Below are 17,414 nucleotides of genomic sequence, written 5' to 3'. Positions count from 1 at the left end.
AAGAAGAACCCATGAGCACTACCGCCCCCGACAACGCTGGCGACGACAAGCACCTGCCCGCGCGCCAGGGCCCCGCCGGGCCGTTGAGCGGCCTGCGCGTGCTAGACCTGAGCGCCTACATCGCGGGCCCGTACGGTTGCTCGCTGCTGGCCGACCAGGGCGCGGAAGTCATCAAGATCGAACCGCCCACGGGCGACAACCTGCGCAAGTACCCATCGACGCTGGAAGCCGAAAGCCGTGCGTTCATCGGCGTCAACCGCAGCAAGCTGGGCGTGGTGCTCGACCTCAAGAGCCCGCAGGACCTCGCCGCGCTGATGGCGCTGGTGCGCACGGCCGACGTGCTGGTGCACAACTTCCGCCCCAGCGTGCCGCCACGGCTGGGCATTGCGTACGACCAGCTGAAGGCCGTAAACCCGCGCCTGATCTACTGCGCCGTCACCGGCTATGGCGAGACCGGGCCGCTGCGCGAGAAGGCGGGCTACGACCAGGTGCTGCAGACCATGACCGGCATGTGCGCGCTGCAGGGCAAGCGCGGCGAGCCGCCTGAGATCATCTACGGCTCGGTGGTCGACTACTACGCGGCCGGGCTGGTGGCTGCCGGCGTGGCCTCTGCGCTGTACGAGCGGGAGAAAAGCGGCGAAGGCCAGTTCGTCGGCGTTTCGCTGCTGCGCTCCGCGCTCACGATGCAGTCGGCGCGCATGGTGTGGGCCGAGGGCGAGCCGAAAGACGTGGGGCGCGACATGCGCTCGGGCGGCATCACCGGTCTTCACCCCACGCGCGAGGGGCACATCTACATCTCGGCCAACACGCCGCACTTCTGGCAGGCGCTGTGCGCCAAGGTTGACCTGCCGGAGCTGGCGAGCGACGAGCGCTACGACTCGGTGCGCAAGCGCGCGCAGCACGCCGCCGAGATCGTTCCGAAGCTGCGCGCCGCGCTGGCCGCGCGCTCCGCGCTCGAATGGGAGGAACTGTTCGGCGAGGAAGTGCCCTGCGCGGCAGCACGCACCGTGGAAGACATGTTCGACAACGAACAGGTGCTGGCCGAGGACATGGTGGCGAACTTCGCGCACCCCACGCTCGGCTCGTACCGCGGCTTCACCCGGCCGGTGCGATTCGGCCGTACGCCGGGGCCCGAGCCCTTTGCAGCGCCGACGCTGGGGCAACACACAGCAGGCGTGCTGGCCGCGCAGCGCTTGGACGAATAGGACATGCCCACCGATATCGTGGTGCCCCACAGCAGCGGCACGAACAAGCCCGCCAGCACAGCGCCTGAGGGTGCATGCGACGCGCACATGCATGTGTACGACCGACGCTTCGCGCTGCACGGGCCGCCCGATGCCATGCTCGACCACGCCACGGCCGCCGACTACCGCCAGCTGCAGCAACGCATCGGCACACAGCGCACGGTGGTCGTTCAGCCGCGCGCCCACGGCACGGACAACAGCGTGACGCTGGCCGCCATTCAAGCGCTTGGCGCCGAGCACACGCGCGGCGTGGCGGTGGTACGGCCCGAGGTGAGCGATGCCGAACTCGAACGCCTGCACGCGGGCGGCATCCGCGGCATCCGGTTCACGCTGTACACACTGGCGAATGCGGCAACGGACTTCGCCATGGTCGAGCCGCTGGCGCAGCGCGTGCATGCGCTCGGCTGGCATGTGCAGTTGCACTGGAACGCCGACCAGATCGTCGAGCACGCGGCGCTGCTCGCGCGCCTGCCCTGCACGATCGTCTTCGATCACCTCGCCCGCCTGCCCTTGCCCGATGCGCTGGCGCATCCCGCATACGACGTTGTGCGCCGGCTGCTCGACAACGGCCGCACCTGGATCAAGCTGTCAGGCGCCTACCTCGATTCGCAGGTGGGCGCGGCAGGCGGCTACGCCGACACGACCGGCATCGCACAAGCCTGGGCGCAGCAGGCACCCGACCGCGTGGTGTGGGGCAGCGACTGGCCCCACCCGACCGAGCGCACCGCCAAGCCTGACGACGCTCAGCTGTTCGACCTGCTGGGCCAGTGGGTTCCCGACGAGGCCGCGCGCCGCCGCGTGCTGGTCGACAACCCGGCGCGGCTCTACGACTTTTCCTGAACTACAAGCAAACTCCGAGACATTGGCATGAAGCAACCACAGAAGCGCCTTCTGAAATCCGTCGTAGCGCTGGCCGCCTGCGCCGCTCCCCTGCTGGGCTGGGCCGCCTGGCCCGACAAGCCGATCCGCATGGTGGTGCCGTACGCCGCGGGCGGCGGCGCCGACAACACCGCGCGCATCGTCGCGCAGCAGATGAGCGCTGCGCTGGGCCAGCAGATCGTCATCGACAACAAGCCGGGCGCGGGTGGCGTGATTGGCGCCGACAACGTAGCCAAGGCGGCCGGCGACGGCTACACCGTGCTCTACGACGCATCGGCGTTCTCGGTGAATCCGTCGCTGCGCAAGCTGCCCTTCGACGCGGCGAAAGACTTCATTCCCGTGTCGCTGGTCGCCACCGCGCCGCAGATCCTCGTCGTGCCGACGAGCGCGCCGTACAAGACCGTCGCGGAGTTCATCGACTTCGCGCGCAAGAACCCCGGCAAGCTGAGCTTTGCGTCGGCGGGCGGCGGCACCGGCTCGCACCTGGCGGGCGAGGCGCTGAACGAGCAGGCGAAGATCAACCTGATGCACGTGCCCTACAAGGGCGGCGCGCCCGCACTCACCGACGTGATGGGCGAGCAGGTGTCGGCCTATTTCGGCAACGTGGCGTCGACGCTGGGGTACGTCAAGGGCGGCAAGCTGCGCGCGCTGGGCGTGAGTTCCATCAAGCGCGTGCCGGGGCTGCCCGACACGCCGACGCTCGCGGAGTCGGGCCTGCCGGGCTACAACGTGGTCGAATGGAACGGCGTGTTCCTGCCCAAGGGAACGCCGGCCGACATCGTGCAGAAACTCGGCAAGGCGGTGCAGGCTGCGGTCAACGACCCGACGGTGCGGCAGAAGCTGCTGCAGCTCGGCCTGGAGCCGGCCGGCACCACGCCCGAGGCCTTCGCGAAGTTCGTGCAGGACGAGACGGGAAGAGTGAGCGCGCTGGTGAAGGCACGCAACATCAGGGTCGATTGATCCTGCACTCGACTGGGTGTGCGTGAAACGTAGTGTGTGGGTTTCTCCCCGCGGATACAGAGGCATACGCGTTTCGCGCCACGGCAGGGTGGCCCAACGAAGAATCGGCTCCGTTCACAGACGAACGCCCGTCACTCTTCCGAAGGAACCACCATGCGCTTTCGCTCTTCCGCCCTCTTCTTCGCCGTCGCCATCGCGGCCTCGGCGGCGGCCCTCACGCTGACCTTTGCCGCACCATCGCCGCTCGGCGGTGACGTTCCGGCTGCCGAGGCGGTGCCCGCGCCTGAATTCCAGAACATCGACACCTGGCTCAACTCGCAACCGCTGAAGCTCGGTGAGCTGCGCGGCAAGGTCGTGCTGGTCGACTTCTGGACCTACACCTGCATCAACTGCCTCAACCACCTGCCTTACGTGAAGGACTGGAACGAGAAGTACAAGGACAAGGGCCTGGTGGTCGTCGGCGTGCACACGCCGGAGTTCGCGTACGAAAAGTCGACGAAGAACGTGAAGGACGCGATCCAGCGGCTGCAGATCAGGCACGCGGTGGCGCAAGACAACAGCTACGGCACCTGGAAGGCCTTCAGGAACCAATATTGGCCTGCGGTGTACCTGATCGACAAGCAGGGAAAGATCGTCTATTCGCACTTTGGCGAAGGCAGCTATGGCACCACCGAGAAGAAGATTCAGGCGCTGTTGGCTGAGCCTTCGCCGGTGGGGTCTTGAGGAATGAAGAAGCTCTGGTTCGCCCTCCTCTTCCTAGCCGGCGGCATCACGCACGAGATACGAAACCCGGTGAGCTGCCAGTGCATCACAGCACGATTCAGTCCAACGCCTCGACAGTCGAGGAAAAAACGTAACCCTCGCTGCGCACGGTCTTGATGAAGCGCGGCTCCCGCGCATCGTCTCGCAGACGTTGGCGCAGCCGGCTCACGAGCAGGTCGATCGAGCGCTCGAAAAGCTCGGCCTCGCGCCCCTGCGTGAGACTCAGCAGTTGGTCGCGGCTCAGCACCTTCTGCGGGTGGTCGAGAAATACGCGCAGCAGCCGGTACTCCGCACCGCTGAGAGCCACCATCACCCCGCTGTCGTCGATCAGGTGGCGCGCAGTGGTGTCTACCTGCCACTCGCCGAACCCCAGCTTCGAGGCCGACTCGGTCGAGCGCATGTTCGGCGGCAGCATGCGCGTGCGGCGCAGCACCGAGCGCATGCGCGCCAGCAGTTCGCGGGCGGAAAACGGCTTGGCCAGATAGTCGTCGGCGCCCATTTCCAGACCGAGGATGCGGTCTGCCTCCTCGCTGCGCGCAGTGAGCATGAGGATCGGCGTCGCCTTGTACTTGCCCGTGCGAAGGTCACGGCACAGCGTGAGCCCGTCTTCGCCCGGCAGCATCAGGTCGAGGATGATGAGATCGAACGGCCCCGATTCCTCCAGCGCCGCGCGCATGTGCCGCCCCGTGGGCACCGCGACCACGCGCAGGCCGTTCTTGACCAGGTACGTGGTGAGCAGTTCGCGGATTTCCCGGTCGTCGTCGACGATGAGGATGTGGTCGGAGGTCTTCGAGGTCGTCATGCAGGTGGCCGATACGTCGGAAGCCGCAATGTAGCCCGGCTGCGGGCCGGGACAAGCGGGTTTGTATTCCTGTGTATCCGGCGCCCCGGCCGGCCACACTACGTTGCCGACGCGAGCTTCCACACCGCATCGGCAAAGACTTGCGGCGTCTCCTGCGGCACGTTGTGGCCCGCGTTCACGACCAGGTGCGTGCGCGGCCCGGTGAACTTGGCGGCGTAGGCCTTCCCGTCCGTGGCCGGCACGACACCGTCGGAGTCGCCGTCCATCGTGATCGCTGGCACCTTGATCGTCGGAAACGCGGCCAGGCGCTTCTCGTATTCCTCGTACTGCGCGAAGCCGTCCGCAAGACCGAGGCGCCAGCGGTAGTTGTGGATGACGATCTGCACGTAGTCGGGGTTGTCGAACGATGCGGCGGTGCGCTCGAAGGTGGCGTCGTCGTATGCCCACTTCGGCGAATTCGTGGTCCACAGGATGCGCGCGATGTCGCGCCGGTTCGCTTCCAGCCCGAGGCGGCCGCGCTCGGTGGCGAAGTAGTACTGGTACCACCAGCCCAGCTCGACCTTCGCGGGCAATGGCAGCTTGTTGCCGGGGCGGTTGGTCATGATGTAGCCGTTGACCGAGAGCAGCCCGATGCAGCGCTCGGGCCAGAGCGCCGCAATGATGCAGCCGGTGCGCGCACCCCAGTCGTAGCCGACGATGACGGTGCGGTCGATCTTGAGGGCGTCGAGCAGCGCGATCTGGTCGAGCGCCACTGCCGCCTGCTGCGCGGAACGGGGGTTGGCGCTGTCGAGAAAGCGCGTGGTGCCGTGGCCGCGCAGGTGCGGCACGATCACCCGGCAACCCCGGGCCGCGAGCAGCGGCGCGACTTCGGCATAGCTGTGGATGTCGTAGGGGTAGCCGTGCATCAGCAGCACCGGAATACCGTCGGCAGGGCCGGCCTCGTAGTAGCCGACATCGAGCTCGCCTGCCTTGATCTGGCGGATGGGCTCCAGCTTGCGCGGCTTGGCAGCGGGCACGGCATCGGCCGCGTGGACGGTGCTGCTCATGAATGCCAGTTCGACGGCGGCGAGGCTGGCGGCGGCGCCACCCAGCAGAAAGCGGCGTTGACGGTTGACGGGTTCTTCGGACATGGGGTGTTCCTTCGTTTGTGTTGGCGACGGAACGATTGAATGCGCCGGATGTATGCGGCATGTGTCATGCCAGGGGTGTTCTTGTATGGCCGTGTGTACGGGCCGCGCCGGATACACGGCCATACAAAGCCGAAGCTGCGACGGCATCTGAGCCCCGGCAGGTAATGTTGTATGTCCCGTTTGCCGCCCAACACACTGCAATACAAAGAAGTGATCTGCGGCGCGAGCCCGGGTCTATAAACCAGCCCATGCCTACATCCGCAAGCCTCCCCGCACCCCTCGCCCCGGTCAACCCCGCAGGCCTGCGCCGGCTGCTGCCCCGCTCGCTGTTCTCGCGCGTGACGCTGATCATCGTCATCGGGCTAGCCATTGCGCAGCTGCTGACCTTCACGGCGATCCGCTACGAACGTGGCATCGCGATGCGCGAGCTGATGATGATCGGCATCGAGCGCGACATCGCAAGCTCGGTCGCCATCCTCGACCGGCTGCCGGCCGCCGAGCGCGAAAGCTGGCTCGCGCGGCTGGAGCGGCGCAACTACCGCTTCGTGCTGGGCGGCAGCGCACAGGGCACGCCGCCCGACACGCCGATGTCGCAACAGTTCGCCGCCGCCATCGTCGATGCGATGCGCCCATTCGAGATCGTCAAGGTCGGCCAGGTGGGCAGCCCACCGCAAAGCTTGCAGATCCAGGTGCGGCTGTCGGACGGGTCTTCCGTGATCGTGCATGCGCGGCGCGTGGACATGCCGGTGTCGAGTTGGGTGATGTGGCTGTTGTGGATACAGCTGCTGGTGCTGGCCGTGTGCGCCTGGTATGCGGTGCGGCTGGTCACGCGGCCGCTGGCGCAGCTGGCCGACGCAGCCGACGAACTGGGGCCAGACCTGAAGGGACAGCAGTTGCCCGAAGAAGGCCCGACCGAGGTGAAGCACGCGGCGCGCGCATTCAATGCAATGCAGAAGCGCATTGCGGGCTACATGGCCGAGCGCGTGGAAATCCTTGCGGCCATCTCGCACGACCTGCAGACGCCCATCACCCGCATGCGACTGCGCACCGACCTGATGGACAGCGATCAGGACCGCGACAAGTTCCGCCAGGACCTCGATGCGATGCACGCCCTGGTGCGCGAAGGCGTGACCTACGCGCGCACACTGCACGGTGCCACCGAGCCGCCTTGCCGCATCGACGCTGACGCGCTGTTCGAGAGCATGGTGGCCGACTACGAGGACTCGGGCGAGCAGGTGCTGCTCGAGGGCCGCACGGGCGAGCCCATCGTGACGCGGCCGAATGCGCTGCGGCGGATCTTGACGAACCTGATCGACAACGCGCTGAAGTTCGGCACCGACGTGCGCCTGCAGGTGCATGCCGAGGCCGACCGGCTGGTGCTGGCCGTGGTCGACAACGGACCGGGCATTCCTCCCGACCAGCTGGAGAACGTGCTCAAGCCCTTCTACCGCGTGGAAGGCTCGCGCAATCGCAACACCGGCGGCACCGGGCTGGGCCTGGCCATCGCCCACCAACTGGCGATGGCGATGGGCGCGGAGCTGGTGCTGCGCAACCGACCCGAAGGCGGGCTCGAAGCCCGGCTGACCATGAGCACGCGCGCCGCGCCGCCAAACTGAGCCGCGCCCTCATCCCTCCATTGACCAGACCCCGACCATGCTCCTCTTCATCGTTGCCTACCTGGGTGGTGTGCTCACCATCCTGAGCCCGTGCATCCTGCCCGTGCTCCCGTTCGTGTTCGCGCGCGCCGATCGGCCGTTCCGCTCGCATGGCATGCCCATGCTGCTGGGCATGGCGCTGGCGTTCTCGGCCATCGCCACGCTGGCGGCTGTGGGCGGTGGTTGGGTCGTGGCGCTCAACGAATACGGGCGCTATGCGGCGATTGCGCTGCTGGCGGTGTTCGGCGTGACGCTGCTGTTTCCATCGGTGGCCGACCGGCTGAGCCGTCCGCTGGTGGCGCTTGGCTTGCGGTTGTCGGGGCCTGCCTCGGAGAAGGCGTCGGTGTTCTCGCCGCTGTTGCTGGGGGTTGGCACGGGGCTGCTGTGGGCGCCGTGCGCGGGGCCGATCCTCGGGCTGATCCTGACTGGCGCCGCACTCAACGGCGCGAGCATCGGCACGTCGTTGTTGTTGCTGGCCTATGCGGCCGGTGCGTGTACCTCGCTGGCGGCTGCGCTGCTCTTTGGCGGGCGGTTGTTCTCGGCGATGAAGGGGTCGCTGCGCACCGGTGAATGGATGCGGCGCGTGGCCGGCGTGGCCGTTCTTGTGGGCGTCGGCGCTATTGCGCTGGGGCTGGATACCGGGCTGCTCAGCCGCCTCTCTGTCGGCACAACTTCGGCGTTGGAGAAAGCACTGGTGGAGAAGATCGACATGCCCATGCCGTCGCCGCAACCGAAGGCTTCCATCGACCCGGGCGGCCTGATGCTGACGTCGACGCAACCGGAGCCGAAGAAGCCCGCATTGGCACTGCCCGACGAAGGTGGCTTTCCTTCGCTGGCCGGCGCCACCGAGTGGCTCAACTCCGCGCCGCTGACGCCCGAGGGCCTGCGCGGCAAGGTCGTGCTGGTCGACTTCTGGACCTACTCGTGCATCAACTGCCTGCGTACCCTGCCCTACGTTCGCGCATGGGCCGAGAAATACAAGGACGCGGGGCTGGTGGTGGTCGGCGTGCATGCGCCGGAGTTCGCTTTCGAGAAGCAGCCTGCCAACGTGCGCCGCGCAACGAAGGACCTGGGCATTGGCTTCCCGGTGGCCGTCGACAGCAACTACGCGATCTGGCGCTCTTTCGGCAACCAGTACTGGCCTGCGTTCTATGTCGTCGATGCGCAGGGGCGCATCAGGCATCACCAGTTCGGCGAGGGGCAGTACGCGAAGTCGGAGCAGGTCATCCAGCAGTTGCTGGCAGAAGCCGGGCGGCCGGTTGTGCCGGCCGACGTGGTCTCGCCGGAAGGCCAGGGTACGCAGGCTGCGGCGGCTGCGTCGCCGGCCCTGTCGGGCGAGACCTACCTGGGCTACGAGCGCGCGCAGAGCTTCGCCTCGCCTGGTGGCCTCGCGAAGGATCGTGCGCGGGTCTATCCCGCGGCTTCATCACTGCGCGCCAACCAGTGGGCACTGAGCGGCGAATGGTCGGTGGAAAGCGAACGCGCGGTGCTGGTGCGGGCCAATGGGCGCATCGCCTATCGCTTCCATGCGCGCGACCTGCATCTGGTGCTCGGCCCGTCGGCCGATGGCAAGCCCGTGCGCTTCAAGGTTCTGATCGACGGCAAGCCACCGCTGGCAGACCACGGCACCGATACCGATGCGCAAGGCAATGGCACCATCGATGGACAGCGGCTGTACCAACTGGTGCGCCAGACGGCGAACGAAAAAGACCGCCTGTTCGAAATCGAATTTCTCGACGCGGGCGCGCAGGCCTACGTGTTCACCTTCGGCTGATCGCCCTTGGTGCCCCTTACAGGTGCTGCGCTACAAGCACCACGGCCCCGGCGATAGAAATGGCGCCGCCGACGAACTTCCTGAATGCCTTCATGGCGTTGTTCTCCTTCAGTGAAGCTCAATGGTGCCGCGCGGCGGGGTGTTCGTGGGTTGGGAATCCTCATGCTCGGGATAGAAAACCCCAACCCACAAGAGCAGCATCTACGACTTGGCACCCGGCAAGGAGAGCCGCTCTCTCGCGAACTGACTGGCCCGGAGCCGCACCCGCTGCAATGCAGCCTCCAGCGTGGGCTGCTGCATGAATACGACCACTCCCCGCCTGAGCCCACGAAGGCTCAACTCGGCAACGCCCGCGTAGCGGCCGCTGGTGGTCTGCTTGATATCGATGCGGCTCGACCAGCCATCGGGCAGGTTGACGAGGAGTTGTAGTTGTTGCTGTGTGACGTTCATGTTGGGGCTGAGGATAGGCCTCGAACCCGCAGCGCCCCAAGGAACTAGTTCCTTTGCATTAGCAATACTTCAAGATTGCCATCAGGGGGATATCCGGTGCGCCCTCATCCTCAATGTCTCCCAGATTGGTCGCGATCATCGGCTTGCCCGCCTCCCTCCGGCGGGCTCCTCCCTCCGACCCCATGCGCAAGAACGGGGTCCTTCAGCTCGCCTTTGTGCGAGCTTTTTTTTGGCTGCCCGCAAGAGCCGCGTCCATTTTTCTGGGCCAAAGAAAAACGGGTTACGCCTTGTGAGCGTAACCCGTCGTTCTGTCTGCTGATTTTGGTGTGAAACCGATCTAAAGATCGCCCGCAAGCCGCATCAATACTAGCCTCAGCTCGTTTTGATCCGCGTTTGTACCCCCTTTTGTACCCCCGCTTACAGGCCCACCTTGTCGTTGCGGTTACGCGACACTTCTGAAAACACCTCAACTGACCAGAGCCTTAGCCGGAACCCAGGTCCATAGCATCGTCACAGATGGCATCCATTGAATTGATCGGAGTCCGGCTGGGCAGAGTGGCGAGGATTGTTCGGCCGCTATTCGGCTCCGGGACCAAGATCTTTTTCTTGGCAGATATTCGAGTGCGCTGCTGGAGCGGAACGCAGAAACAGCGCTGCGCATCAAGACGGGTCGCGCTCTTTCGCTGCTGCCAGATGAAAGATCCCTCCGGGGACAACGGCCTGTACGACACGGGTGCGCCGTCCATGGCTAGCCGCTTTTTCCACTTTGCCGATCCGTGATTGGGTTCACGATTGCCTTGAACGGATCCCGATCAATACGAGTGCCCTGGGGGTGTCCAGCGGGCTGGTATCACGCACAGTGCATAGATCAAAGTTAGGGAATCAAGCCGGCCGCGAGAATTGAAGCTGCCTGCAACGTCAGGAGCCCTCCATGAGTTCATAGATGTTTGCAACGATCGTCGAGAGAACAAGTATTCCAACTGCTCCAGCGACAGACCACCAATATTCGCCCTCTCCAATCCTCGCTGCGGGGAGGCCCAACATGTAGCCGGCGACCACAAAAAGTGTTGGGGCAAGAAACGGCTGAAAAACACGCCGCTGGATCTCCCTGAACTTCAACTTCTGGCCGGTGAAATAGAAAAGCACTCCAACAACAAGGTAGAAAACTCCCACGTAGCCAACGAACAAAATTGTCTTGGTCCTGAGAACCAACGTGGTGAGTACATCCCCGAAAGCTCCCAGTGGCAAATGAGCGCACGCGGGCGAGTTGGCGACGACTGACAGCGTTCCAGCAAGCCCGAACGACAGGAGCAGCGGAATAAGGTTGCGAGTCCAGAGTTGAATGGCTTGTCTGTGGATGCGGCCGCGATGAGTGTTCTTCATTGTTATAAGAGAGCGAGGTGTTGATTTGGGGGTGCGGACAAAAACTTGGACTGGTTTATGCCGCAAGTCCAAGGCTCACCCGGTATTCGATAGGGCTGAGGGAGCCAAGGGAGATCTTGACCCGCTTCTCGTTGTACCAGCGGATGTACGAGTCGACCGCCTCGATGAACTGTTCGATGGTTGCGGCCTGCCAGTCTCGAGGATAGAACAGCTCGTTCTTCAGCCGACCGAAGAAGCCTTCACAAGCGGCGTTATCAGGTGAGCACGCTTTGCGAGACATCGAGCGTGTGAGGTTCGCGTCGTTCATTTTTGATAGCCAACCTGGCCAACGGTAGTGGCCGCCCCGATCGGAGTGAACCACAGGCCGGTCAGTAGTTTCGGCCACTATCTCGATGGCTGCATCCAGCATCGTGTTGACCAACTCGGCGTCCGGACTGGTCCCAATCGTCCAGCTGACGACCATTCCATCGAAGCAGTCGATGATCGGCGAGGGGTACACCTTGCCAGCCGGGATCTGGAACTCCGTGATATCCGTAAGCCATTTCTCGTTGGGGACCGCGGCCTGGAAGTCGCGGTTAAAGAGGTTCTCAGGCGCTGGACTGATCTCGCCAAGGTATGACGCATACCTGCGCTTCCTCGGCTTTGGAACAACCAGGCTTTCCTGCTTCATCAACCGCTGCACGACCTTCTCGGAGATTGCGACGTCCTGCCTGGTGAGCGAAGCTTGCAGCCTGCGGTATGGTTCAACAGCATCGTCATGTACATGGGGGAATCGTCTGCGACTGGAAAGCGTGATTATTCAGATGCCTCACCTTCCGAGGTCGCTCTGGTGGCCTCTTAGAGAAATATATCCGCGCCAGTTGCGACTTGTTTAGCGCTTTCGCTACTGAGTAGCGCCGTCATGTGCTGATAGTTTGCGTAGCATCGGGCTAGGCTTCCTGGTTTTAGGCGATGAAAGCCACGCCGATCCTCGCCTGAACTTCCCCCAAGCCTCTCGCGTTCAGCCCGGAATCACCCGTCACGATGCTCCGGGGAACCACGGCGCACTCACGCACCGGACCGCCATCGAGCTGGGCCTGGAGTCGCCTTTTCAGAAAACGTAAACTTTTGCCCATCAGGGCCTGGCAGCTGAATCCGGCGTGCGAAATTCGACCCGGCCAACCACTAGACTGCCGAGTTTTCCGCCCCGGAGGTCCATCGTGTCCCATCCCCAGCAGCTGTTCTTCGTTGGTGGCATCAAGCAATTCCTTGGCGAACTCTTCCAGCGGAAGAAGGTTCTGGAAATCGGCAGCCTGGACATCAATGGCTCCGTTCGCGCCTTTTTCGAAGAATGCGAGTACATCGGCCTGGATGTGGGCGAGGGCAAGGGCGTCGACCTCATCTGCTATGGCGAGGACTATGGCGGCCAGGCCAACGAGTTCGATGTGGTGATCTCGTGCGAGGCCATGGAGCACAACCCCGGTTGGCGCAAAACCTGGCTCAACATGCTTCGGCTGGTTAAGGATTCCGGCATGGTCGTGATGACCTGCGCCTCCACGGGGCGACGGCAGCACGGCACGGTCGAATATGCACCGACCGATTCGCCGCTTACCATGCAGAACAACCAGAACTACTACCAGAACCTGGTCGAGGAAGACTTCAAGGCGATCATTCCATGCGACGCTTGGTTCTCGGTCTGGTCGTTCTACTGCGACCACACCAGCCACGACCTCTACTTCTTCGGCCTGGGCAAGGGCGCGCCCCCAGAGACGATCCAGAAGGCAACCGAGCTCCGGGCCGCGCTCGCCGACTACTATCACAAGCGGAACATCCTGGGCCTGCAATAAGCAGTGACCGCCACCAGACCAGGCCAGTAAACGGGATGGAACCTTCGGTACCGCTGCATTTCACCTCGCTTGCGGACCGGCATATGGTCGGCAACGTGGTAGATGCCTTCGTCGTCGCCGCCAGGAAGCTGGGCTACGAGGTAAGCAGCGAACATGCTGCCCTGCGTGCTGGCGCCATCAACGTTGTCTGCTTCGCGCACCACCTGGCGCCCGAAGCCCTGCAAGGCATGGACACCAACTGCATCGTGCTGAACTTCGAGCAACTCGTCGCAGGTTCGCAGGCCAGCAACGAGTCCTACATGACGCTGCTGCGAAGCCACTACGTCTGGGACTACAGCCAGCACAATCTGGCCCGCTATGCCGAGCTGGGCATTCCCAACGGCCACTACGTTCCGCTCGGATACGAAGAAGAGGCCGGGGACAACCTCCGCACCGAAGACGTGCTCCCCGAGGCCCTGCAGGACATCGACGTGCTCTTCTTCGGTTCGCTGAATCAGCGGCGCGCGCAAGTCATCGATGCCATGCGAAGAAAGGGTCTGCACGTGGTCTGCAATGACAACGCGCTTTGGGACAGCGCGCATCGCGACCAGATGATCCGGCGCGCGAAGCTGGTGCTCAACATGCACTTCTTCGACAACTCCCGCATCGTCGAGATCCCGAGGCTTGCGATGCTTTTCAGGCAGCGCAAGGCGGTGCTGTGCGAGCTCTATGCGGACAGCGAGATCTTCTATCCGGAGCTACGGCAGGCGGTCGCGGGCGCTCCCTTCGATGGCCTGGCCGACATGGCTGTGTTGCTCGTGAGCGCCCCGCAACTGCGGCAACGGCTGGCACGCCAGGGTTTCGAGGCCTTCGGCGCACGCAGCCAGACGGCTGTGCTGGGCCCTGCGCTCGACGAGTTCTTTGCCTGGCGAGCCGGCATTCTTGGGGCCAGCATGAAGCGCACTGCGATAAACCCGCCCGATACAACGCGATAGCTCATCGGGCTTTCTGTTACTGCATTTGAAACAGAATTGCTATTCGCCCCATTCGCGGCGAGTTCAGGTCGCCTCCCCAAAACCAGGAACGCTTCTGATGTCTGAGGAATTCTTCGCGTACTTGAACATCGACGATCCGCTTGTGGCCTGGGAGGTTGCTATCGGGCGACTTCGCTCGGTAGGCGTCCCCGGGCCGGACAACCACCCCAACTTCGTCAGTCTTTTTTTTATCCAGCAAGTTGCGGGATTCCTTTGCACTTGACCGCCCGAGATGGCTCAAGCGGGAATTTGTGCTGGAAAAGGCTCGCGCCGACCGTCACCCGCAGGCGGTATCGCGGCTTGCTGGCGTTTACATGTTTACGTCGATGGAAAACGCATTGCGCGCCTTAGTTTTACTGCCACAAGAGTAGATTTACTCCTGCCCTTCCGCAGCATGGGCACTACCTGAGACGAGCGATCAGCTGGTAGCTCAGTCTCAATGCTCGGGTCACGCCGGGAGCTCTCACTGTCCACGATTCGGGTCGAAAGCCGTGGTGCCGGCCAGATGGCCGTCCGCTGTTGGCTAATTCGTCGGCACCAACCGCGCGCTGCGGCCATCTACAGCCTGTTGGAGACGGCTAAGTTGAACGGACTCGACCCCGAGGCTTACCTACGCGAGGTGCTCGTGCGAAGTCGTTGCTCGACGACGCGTAATTGAAGCCACTCGATGCAGCAGGCGTGACCGCGTCGCTCATAGGCACGCCGCTGCTGTCGAACATCCTCATGATGCTCGCCCGCTCATCGGCGCCGATCATCGCCGGCACACCTGAGCTTTGGCCATTGGCCGCCGCAATGAAGTCCCCCAACGCATTGCCAAACGTATGCAGAAACTAAGTGCTTGAGTAACGACTCATCCAGTAAATCATTGGCTACTCTTGCTTGGGAAGAAATTCCAATCCGGCTCCAAGAGTGCGTCCCAATCAATTTTTTCATACCCATACGAGGCATCAAACTTGCCGTCGCTGTTTATATGCAATCTGCATTTGGTAAACAATTGCTTCCCATTTTTTGAGAGATGCGCTTGCAGCCTCCTAAACCAAGGATCAAGATCATCTACAACAAAAAGAGGTTTTTCATTCAGCGCCCCATCTTCCTCTATCAAATAGGTGTTCACAAAGCTACTTTGGGAACCTTCCACGCAGTAGTTCAAAATTACCTCACGCCATCCGACCTCGATAACAGAAAGAGCGCGACTGGCTATCTGCTGCATAATCTGAAATTGATCTAATTCTTCCATCTCAACCTCCGGGTTGATTATTAAAGCGTCTCGTTACTGGTGGTGCATTATTAACCCTGTAGGTGATGCTAAACGCATCTGGACGCTGTGTCAAATTCCCTTCGTTAAAATTGGCGCGAAAATCCGCGTATACCCTATTTCCCGGAGTGTTGGCAAGATTTTTCAATGAATTCTCAAGCTGCTTATACGGACCTTGATTAAGATTTGGAATGCCGGGAAAGTTCGTGGCGTCTGGAATTCCATTTCCAGGGTTAACATTCAACTTTCCACCTGGAAATCCCAAGGCGTCTGCCCCACGATGAAATCCGACATCAAATTGATCTGCATCCGCCAATTTTCCGATTGAAAGATCAATTGATGGTAAGCGCTGGCCAGTGTTGCTTGTATCGATAAAGCCGCGCGTACTAACCGACCGTGCCAAAGCATCGGTTTCGAATTCATTGCCTTGAAACTCATAAATAGTGTTCGGCCGCAAATTGCCACTGCTGGTGGTCGTATATTCATTGAAATCTCGTATAACAATTCTGCTTTGAATCGGAGGCGGCTGCAGCGCCGCACGCCCCGTAACAGCAGAGTTAAATGGGTCTGCATCAGCTAAAGTCCCATCAGTTAGCGGCCCAGTGGCCTTGAAGCCGTAGCTCAACTCGGATGAAGGCGGCCTCTCGATCGTGAGAATCGGCTTCGCAGCAAGAAATGCTCCTCCAAATCCGAGAATCGCTGATGAAGTATTCATCGTTGCCGTCAAGGTGGCCACGATGCGTTGGTCGGCGGGCAACGATGGATCAGATGCGATACCAATCTGCGTGATTGCCTGCGCAGTTTGCGGTACTGCATCGAATGCCGCACTCGGAATGTTGAGCAGTCCGCGCACTGTTTCTTCTCCGGCCATCAGGGAGAACATTGCTGTCGCCCCGAGAAGGTTTGCTCCCCAGTCGACAAAGCCGCTGCTGTTGTTCATCCCAGCTACGGCTTGGTCGTAGCTGGTCCTTACAAAGCCTGGTGGCACATATAGCGCGCTACTCACGCCCGCCATCTGGTTGACATAGCCCATGGTCGATGGGGCACCGCCTGCTTGGATGGCCGCGATTAAGTCACCGCCATCACCCATGCTGAATCCGATAGACATCGCACTCTGCGTATCCACGGGCTCGCTCGGTCGGTCGCCCGGCTGAATCACAGTCGCACCGTCACTCATCCGTGTGTATGTGACTGTTCTTCCGTCGGGCATTGTTTCTGTGCGAAGCAGTTGGCCTCCGCTTATGTTGGAGCCGCCTCCCATACCGCTATACCCAGGCCCTGCGGCCAGTTGCACACCGCCTCTCATCGAAAAATTCGCATACGGATTGGCGGGAGGCAGGTTCTCTCCGATCCAGCTGAAGTCGGGTTCTTGACCACCAACGGCACGGCCCGCCGCGCCGTAGATACCGTTCGCCGAGGTCGCAGCGTTTGCCTGCCAGTTAGTGATGCCGTTGTCGGAGCCCTGATACCCATATGGGTTTGTGGAGTCAACGCCCCGAGAACTGCTGCTGTTCGCCGCCGCCAGACTGTCCCCCAACGCATTGCCAAACGCATCGGCAGCAACCTGAACAGCGCTGACCTTCCCGCCTCTCAATGCGGCGGTTGTCAACCCAGCCGCAAACCCAATGACCGTCCCGCGTGCCAGCTTTCCGCCCACGTCGCCCCACTCGCTGAACGCCGGGGGGCGCGCCGGATCCGGCAATCCAGATGCAAGCGTTCCGCCATTCAATGCCTGTCCAACACCCCAACCAACGCCCGCGCCAGCCGCAGACGCCACGACGCCCCTCCAGCTGAACTTGTCCTGCAACCCCGTCACTACCGCGACACCTTGGGTCAGGGCGTTGCCGAGGGCAGCCCGAGCGATCACGTTGGGGGCGTCGCCTACCGCGCCACCAAACGGCGTGGGCATCACATCGCCTAGCCCCGCCGAAACCCCAGCGCTTATTCCAGCCAGAGCCACCTGCTTCCAGCTGATGGTGTCTTGCATGTCCATCGCAACGCCGGCAGCCTGGCCGACCACCGAGCCCAGCATGGCACCACCAATGCCGCCGGTATAGATAGCAACCACCGCGGTAATGACCGCCACGATCAACTGCCCGACCCCGCCACACCCCTTCTCATCCTGCGGCCGCGCCAGCATCGTCGGCGTATCGTTCGCGATCTTGCTCGGGTCGTAAGGCTTGAACGTGTTGACGTTGTTCGCACTCGTCACCCGCGTGGGGATGGTGAGCACCTGGCCCGCGCGCAGATCCGCATTGCTCATCAGCCCGTTGGCGTCCGC

General features: G+C 62.7%; 16 protein-coding genes and 2 pseudogenes. 11 read left to right on the top strand and 7 right to left on the bottom strand.

The genetic code is table 11. The annotated features are described in order from the left end of the window. Nucleotides 1–11 precede the first annotated feature (11 nt). The 4 genes from AC07O3_RS00090 (at nt 12) to AC07O3_RS00075 (ending at nt 3,806) form a co-directional block, all read left to right on the top strand. On the top strand, nt 12–1,205 hold the full coding sequence (locus AC07O3_RS00090) for a CaiB/BaiF CoA transferase family protein (protein ID WP_495338264.1): 1,194 nt from the start codon (nt 12–14) through the stop codon (nt 1,203–1,205). A 3-nt stretch (nt 1,206–1,208) separates the two neighbouring features. Continuing rightward, entirely contained in the window at nt 1,209–2,084 is an 876-nt protein-coding gene (locus tag AC07O3_RS00085; RefSeq protein ID WP_495338263.1) for an amidohydrolase family protein, read from the top strand. Nucleotides 2,085–2,111: 27 nt separating this feature from the next. After that, complete coding sequence (locus AC07O3_RS00080) at nt 2,112–3,083, top strand: tripartite tricarboxylate transporter substrate binding protein (protein WP_093176461.1); 972 nt, start codon at nt 2,112–2,114, stop codon at nt 3,081–3,083. 153 nt (nt 3,084–3,236) lie between these two features. Beyond that, a complete protein-coding gene (locus AC07O3_RS00075; protein ID WP_495338262.1) occupies nt 3,237–3,806 on the top strand; it encodes a thioredoxin family protein in 570 nt (189 codons plus the stop codon). 97 nt (nt 3,807–3,903) lie between these two features. Here AC07O3_RS00075 and AC07O3_RS00070 read toward each other — a convergent pair whose 3' ends face one another. Beyond that, nucleotides 3,904–4,647 (bottom strand): response regulator, encoded by a 744-nt coding sequence (locus AC07O3_RS00070; protein ID WP_093052769.1) that lies wholly within the window; start codon nt 4,645–4,647, stop codon nt 3,904–3,906. A gap of 98 nt (nt 4,648–4,745) precedes the next feature. Beyond that, entirely contained in the window at nt 4,746–5,777 is a 1,032-nt protein-coding gene (locus AC07O3_RS00065; RefSeq protein ID WP_495338261.1) for an alpha/beta fold hydrolase, read from the bottom strand. A 248-nt stretch (nt 5,778–6,025) separates the two neighbouring features. Here AC07O3_RS00065 and AC07O3_RS00060 point away from each other — a divergent pair, with 248 nt between their 5' ends. Then, complete coding sequence (locus tag AC07O3_RS00060) at nt 6,026–7,393, top strand: ATP-binding protein (RefSeq protein WP_495338260.1); 1,368 nt, start codon at nt 6,026–6,028, stop codon at nt 7,391–7,393. 37 nt (nt 7,394–7,430) lie between these two features. Next, a complete protein-coding gene (locus AC07O3_RS00055; protein WP_495338259.1) occupies nt 7,431–9,206 on the top strand; it encodes a cytochrome c biogenesis protein DipZ in 1,776 nt (591 codons plus the stop codon). Nucleotides 9,207–9,407: 201 nt separating this feature from the next. Here AC07O3_RS00055 and AC07O3_RS00050 read toward each other — a convergent pair whose 3' ends face one another. Beyond that, nucleotides 9,408–9,656, bottom strand: coding sequence for a hypothetical protein (locus AC07O3_RS00050; protein ID WP_093176451.1), 249 nt, complete (start codon nt 9,654–9,656; stop codon nt 9,408–9,410). 516 nt (nt 9,657–10,172) lie between these two features. Between AC07O3_RS00050 and AC07O3_RS00045 the strand changes: the two genes are divergently transcribed. After that, nucleotides 10,173–10,436 carry a hypothetical protein gene (locus tag AC07O3_RS00045; RefSeq protein WP_495338258.1) on the top strand — a complete coding sequence of 88 codons (264 nt, stop codon included), beginning with the start codon at nt 10,173–10,175 and terminating at the stop codon, nt 10,434–10,436. A gap of 138 nt (nt 10,437–10,574) precedes the next feature. Here AC07O3_RS00045 and AC07O3_RS00040 read toward each other — a convergent pair whose 3' ends face one another. Both AC07O3_RS00040 and AC07O3_RS00035 read right to left on the bottom strand, forming a co-directional pair. Continuing rightward, nucleotides 10,575–10,868, bottom strand: coding sequence for a hypothetical protein (locus tag AC07O3_RS00040; protein WP_495338257.1), 294 nt, complete (start codon nt 10,866–10,868; stop codon nt 10,575–10,577). A 226-nt stretch (nt 10,869–11,094) separates the two neighbouring features. Then, a pseudogene (locus AC07O3_RS00035) lies at nt 11,095–11,778 on the bottom strand (IS3 family transposase); the annotation flags it as partial. Nucleotides 11,779–12,238: 460 nt separating this feature from the next. Here AC07O3_RS00035 and AC07O3_RS00030 point away from each other — a divergent pair. The 4 genes and pseudogenes from AC07O3_RS00030 to AC07O3_RS00015 all read left to right on the top strand — a co-directional run bounded on the left by AC07O3_RS00030 (nt 12,239) and on the right by AC07O3_RS00015 (nt 14,712). Then, on the top strand, nt 12,239–12,865 hold the full coding sequence (locus AC07O3_RS00030) for a class I SAM-dependent methyltransferase (protein ID WP_495338256.1): 627 nt from the start codon (nt 12,239–12,241) through the stop codon (nt 12,863–12,865). A 35-nt stretch (nt 12,866–12,900) separates the two neighbouring features. Beyond that, nucleotides 12,901–13,839: a hypothetical protein gene (locus AC07O3_RS00025; protein WP_495338255.1), complete on the top strand. Its 939-nt coding sequence runs from the start codon at nt 12,901–12,903 to the stop codon at nt 13,837–13,839. Nucleotides 13,840–14,422: 583 nt separating this feature from the next. Beyond that, a pseudogene (locus AC07O3_RS00020) lies at nt 14,423–14,509 on the top strand (transposase domain-containing protein); the annotation flags it as partial. Between the two features lie 23 nt (nt 14,510–14,532). After that, nucleotides 14,533–14,712, top strand: coding sequence for a hypothetical protein (locus AC07O3_RS00015; protein ID WP_495338254.1), 180 nt, complete (start codon nt 14,533–14,535; stop codon nt 14,710–14,712). Between the two features lie 28 nt (nt 14,713–14,740). Here AC07O3_RS00015 and AC07O3_RS00010 read toward each other — a convergent pair whose 3' ends face one another. Further along, nucleotides 14,741–15,115 (bottom strand): antitoxin YezG family protein, encoded by a 375-nt coding sequence (locus tag AC07O3_RS00010; protein ID WP_495338253.1) that lies wholly within the window; start codon nt 15,113–15,115, stop codon nt 14,741–14,743. Nucleotide 15,116: 1 nt separating this feature from the next. Continuing rightward, on the bottom strand, nt 15,117–17,414 hold a 2,298-nt coding region (locus AC07O3_RS00005; RefSeq protein WP_495338252.1), incomplete at its 5' end, for a DNA/RNA non-specific endonuclease.

The sequence above is a fragment of the Variovorax sp. GW821-FHT09D05 genome (assembly GCF_059416325.1).
Note: the sequence above shows the minus strand (reverse complement) of the source record. Positions and strands in the feature narration are given on the sequence as shown.

What these genes read in the sequence shown, in the direction of transcription:
- AC07O3_RS00060 (WP_495338260.1), top strand. Translation starts at nt 6,026, where the DNA reads ATGCCTACATCCGCAAGCCTCCCCGCACCCCTCGCCCCGGTCAACCCC.
- AC07O3_RS00055 (WP_495338259.1), top strand. Translation starts at nt 7,431, where the DNA reads ATGCTCCTCTTCATCGTTGCCTACCTGGGTGGTGTGCTCACCATCCTG.
- AC07O3_RS00080 (WP_093176461.1), top strand. Translation starts at nt 2,112, where the DNA reads ATGAAGCAACCACAGAAGCGCCTTCTGAAATCCGTCGTAGCGCTGGCC.
- AC07O3_RS00065 (WP_495338261.1), bottom strand. Translation starts at nt 5,777, where the DNA reads ATGTCCGAAGAACCCGTCAACCGTCAACGCCGCTTTCTGCTGGGTGGC.
- AC07O3_RS00025 (WP_495338255.1), top strand. Translation starts at nt 12,901, where the DNA reads ATGGAACCTTCGGTACCGCTGCATTTCACCTCGCTTGCGGACCGGCAT.
- AC07O3_RS00085 (WP_495338263.1), top strand. Translation starts at nt 1,209, where the DNA reads ATGCCCACCGATATCGTGGTGCCCCACAGCAGCGGCACGAACAAGCCC.
- AC07O3_RS00070 (WP_093052769.1), bottom strand. Translation starts at nt 4,647, where the DNA reads ATGACGACCTCGAAGACCTCCGACCACATCCTCATCGTCGACGACGAC.
- AC07O3_RS00090 (WP_495338264.1), top strand. Translation starts at nt 12, where the DNA reads ATGAGCACTACCGCCCCCGACAACGCTGGCGACGACAAGCACCTGCCC.
- AC07O3_RS00075 (WP_495338262.1), top strand. Translation starts at nt 3,237, where the DNA reads ATGCGCTTTCGCTCTTCCGCCCTCTTCTTCGCCGTCGCCATCGCGGCC.
- AC07O3_RS00010 (WP_495338253.1), bottom strand. Translation starts at nt 15,115, where the DNA reads ATGGAAGAATTAGATCAATTTCAGATTATGCAGCAGATAGCCAGTCGC.
- AC07O3_RS00045 (WP_495338258.1), top strand. Translation starts at nt 10,173, where the DNA reads ATGGCATCCATTGAATTGATCGGAGTCCGGCTGGGCAGAGTGGCGAGG.
- AC07O3_RS00050 (WP_093176451.1), bottom strand. Translation starts at nt 9,656, where the DNA reads ATGAACGTCACACAGCAACAACTACAACTCCTCGTCAACCTGCCCGAT.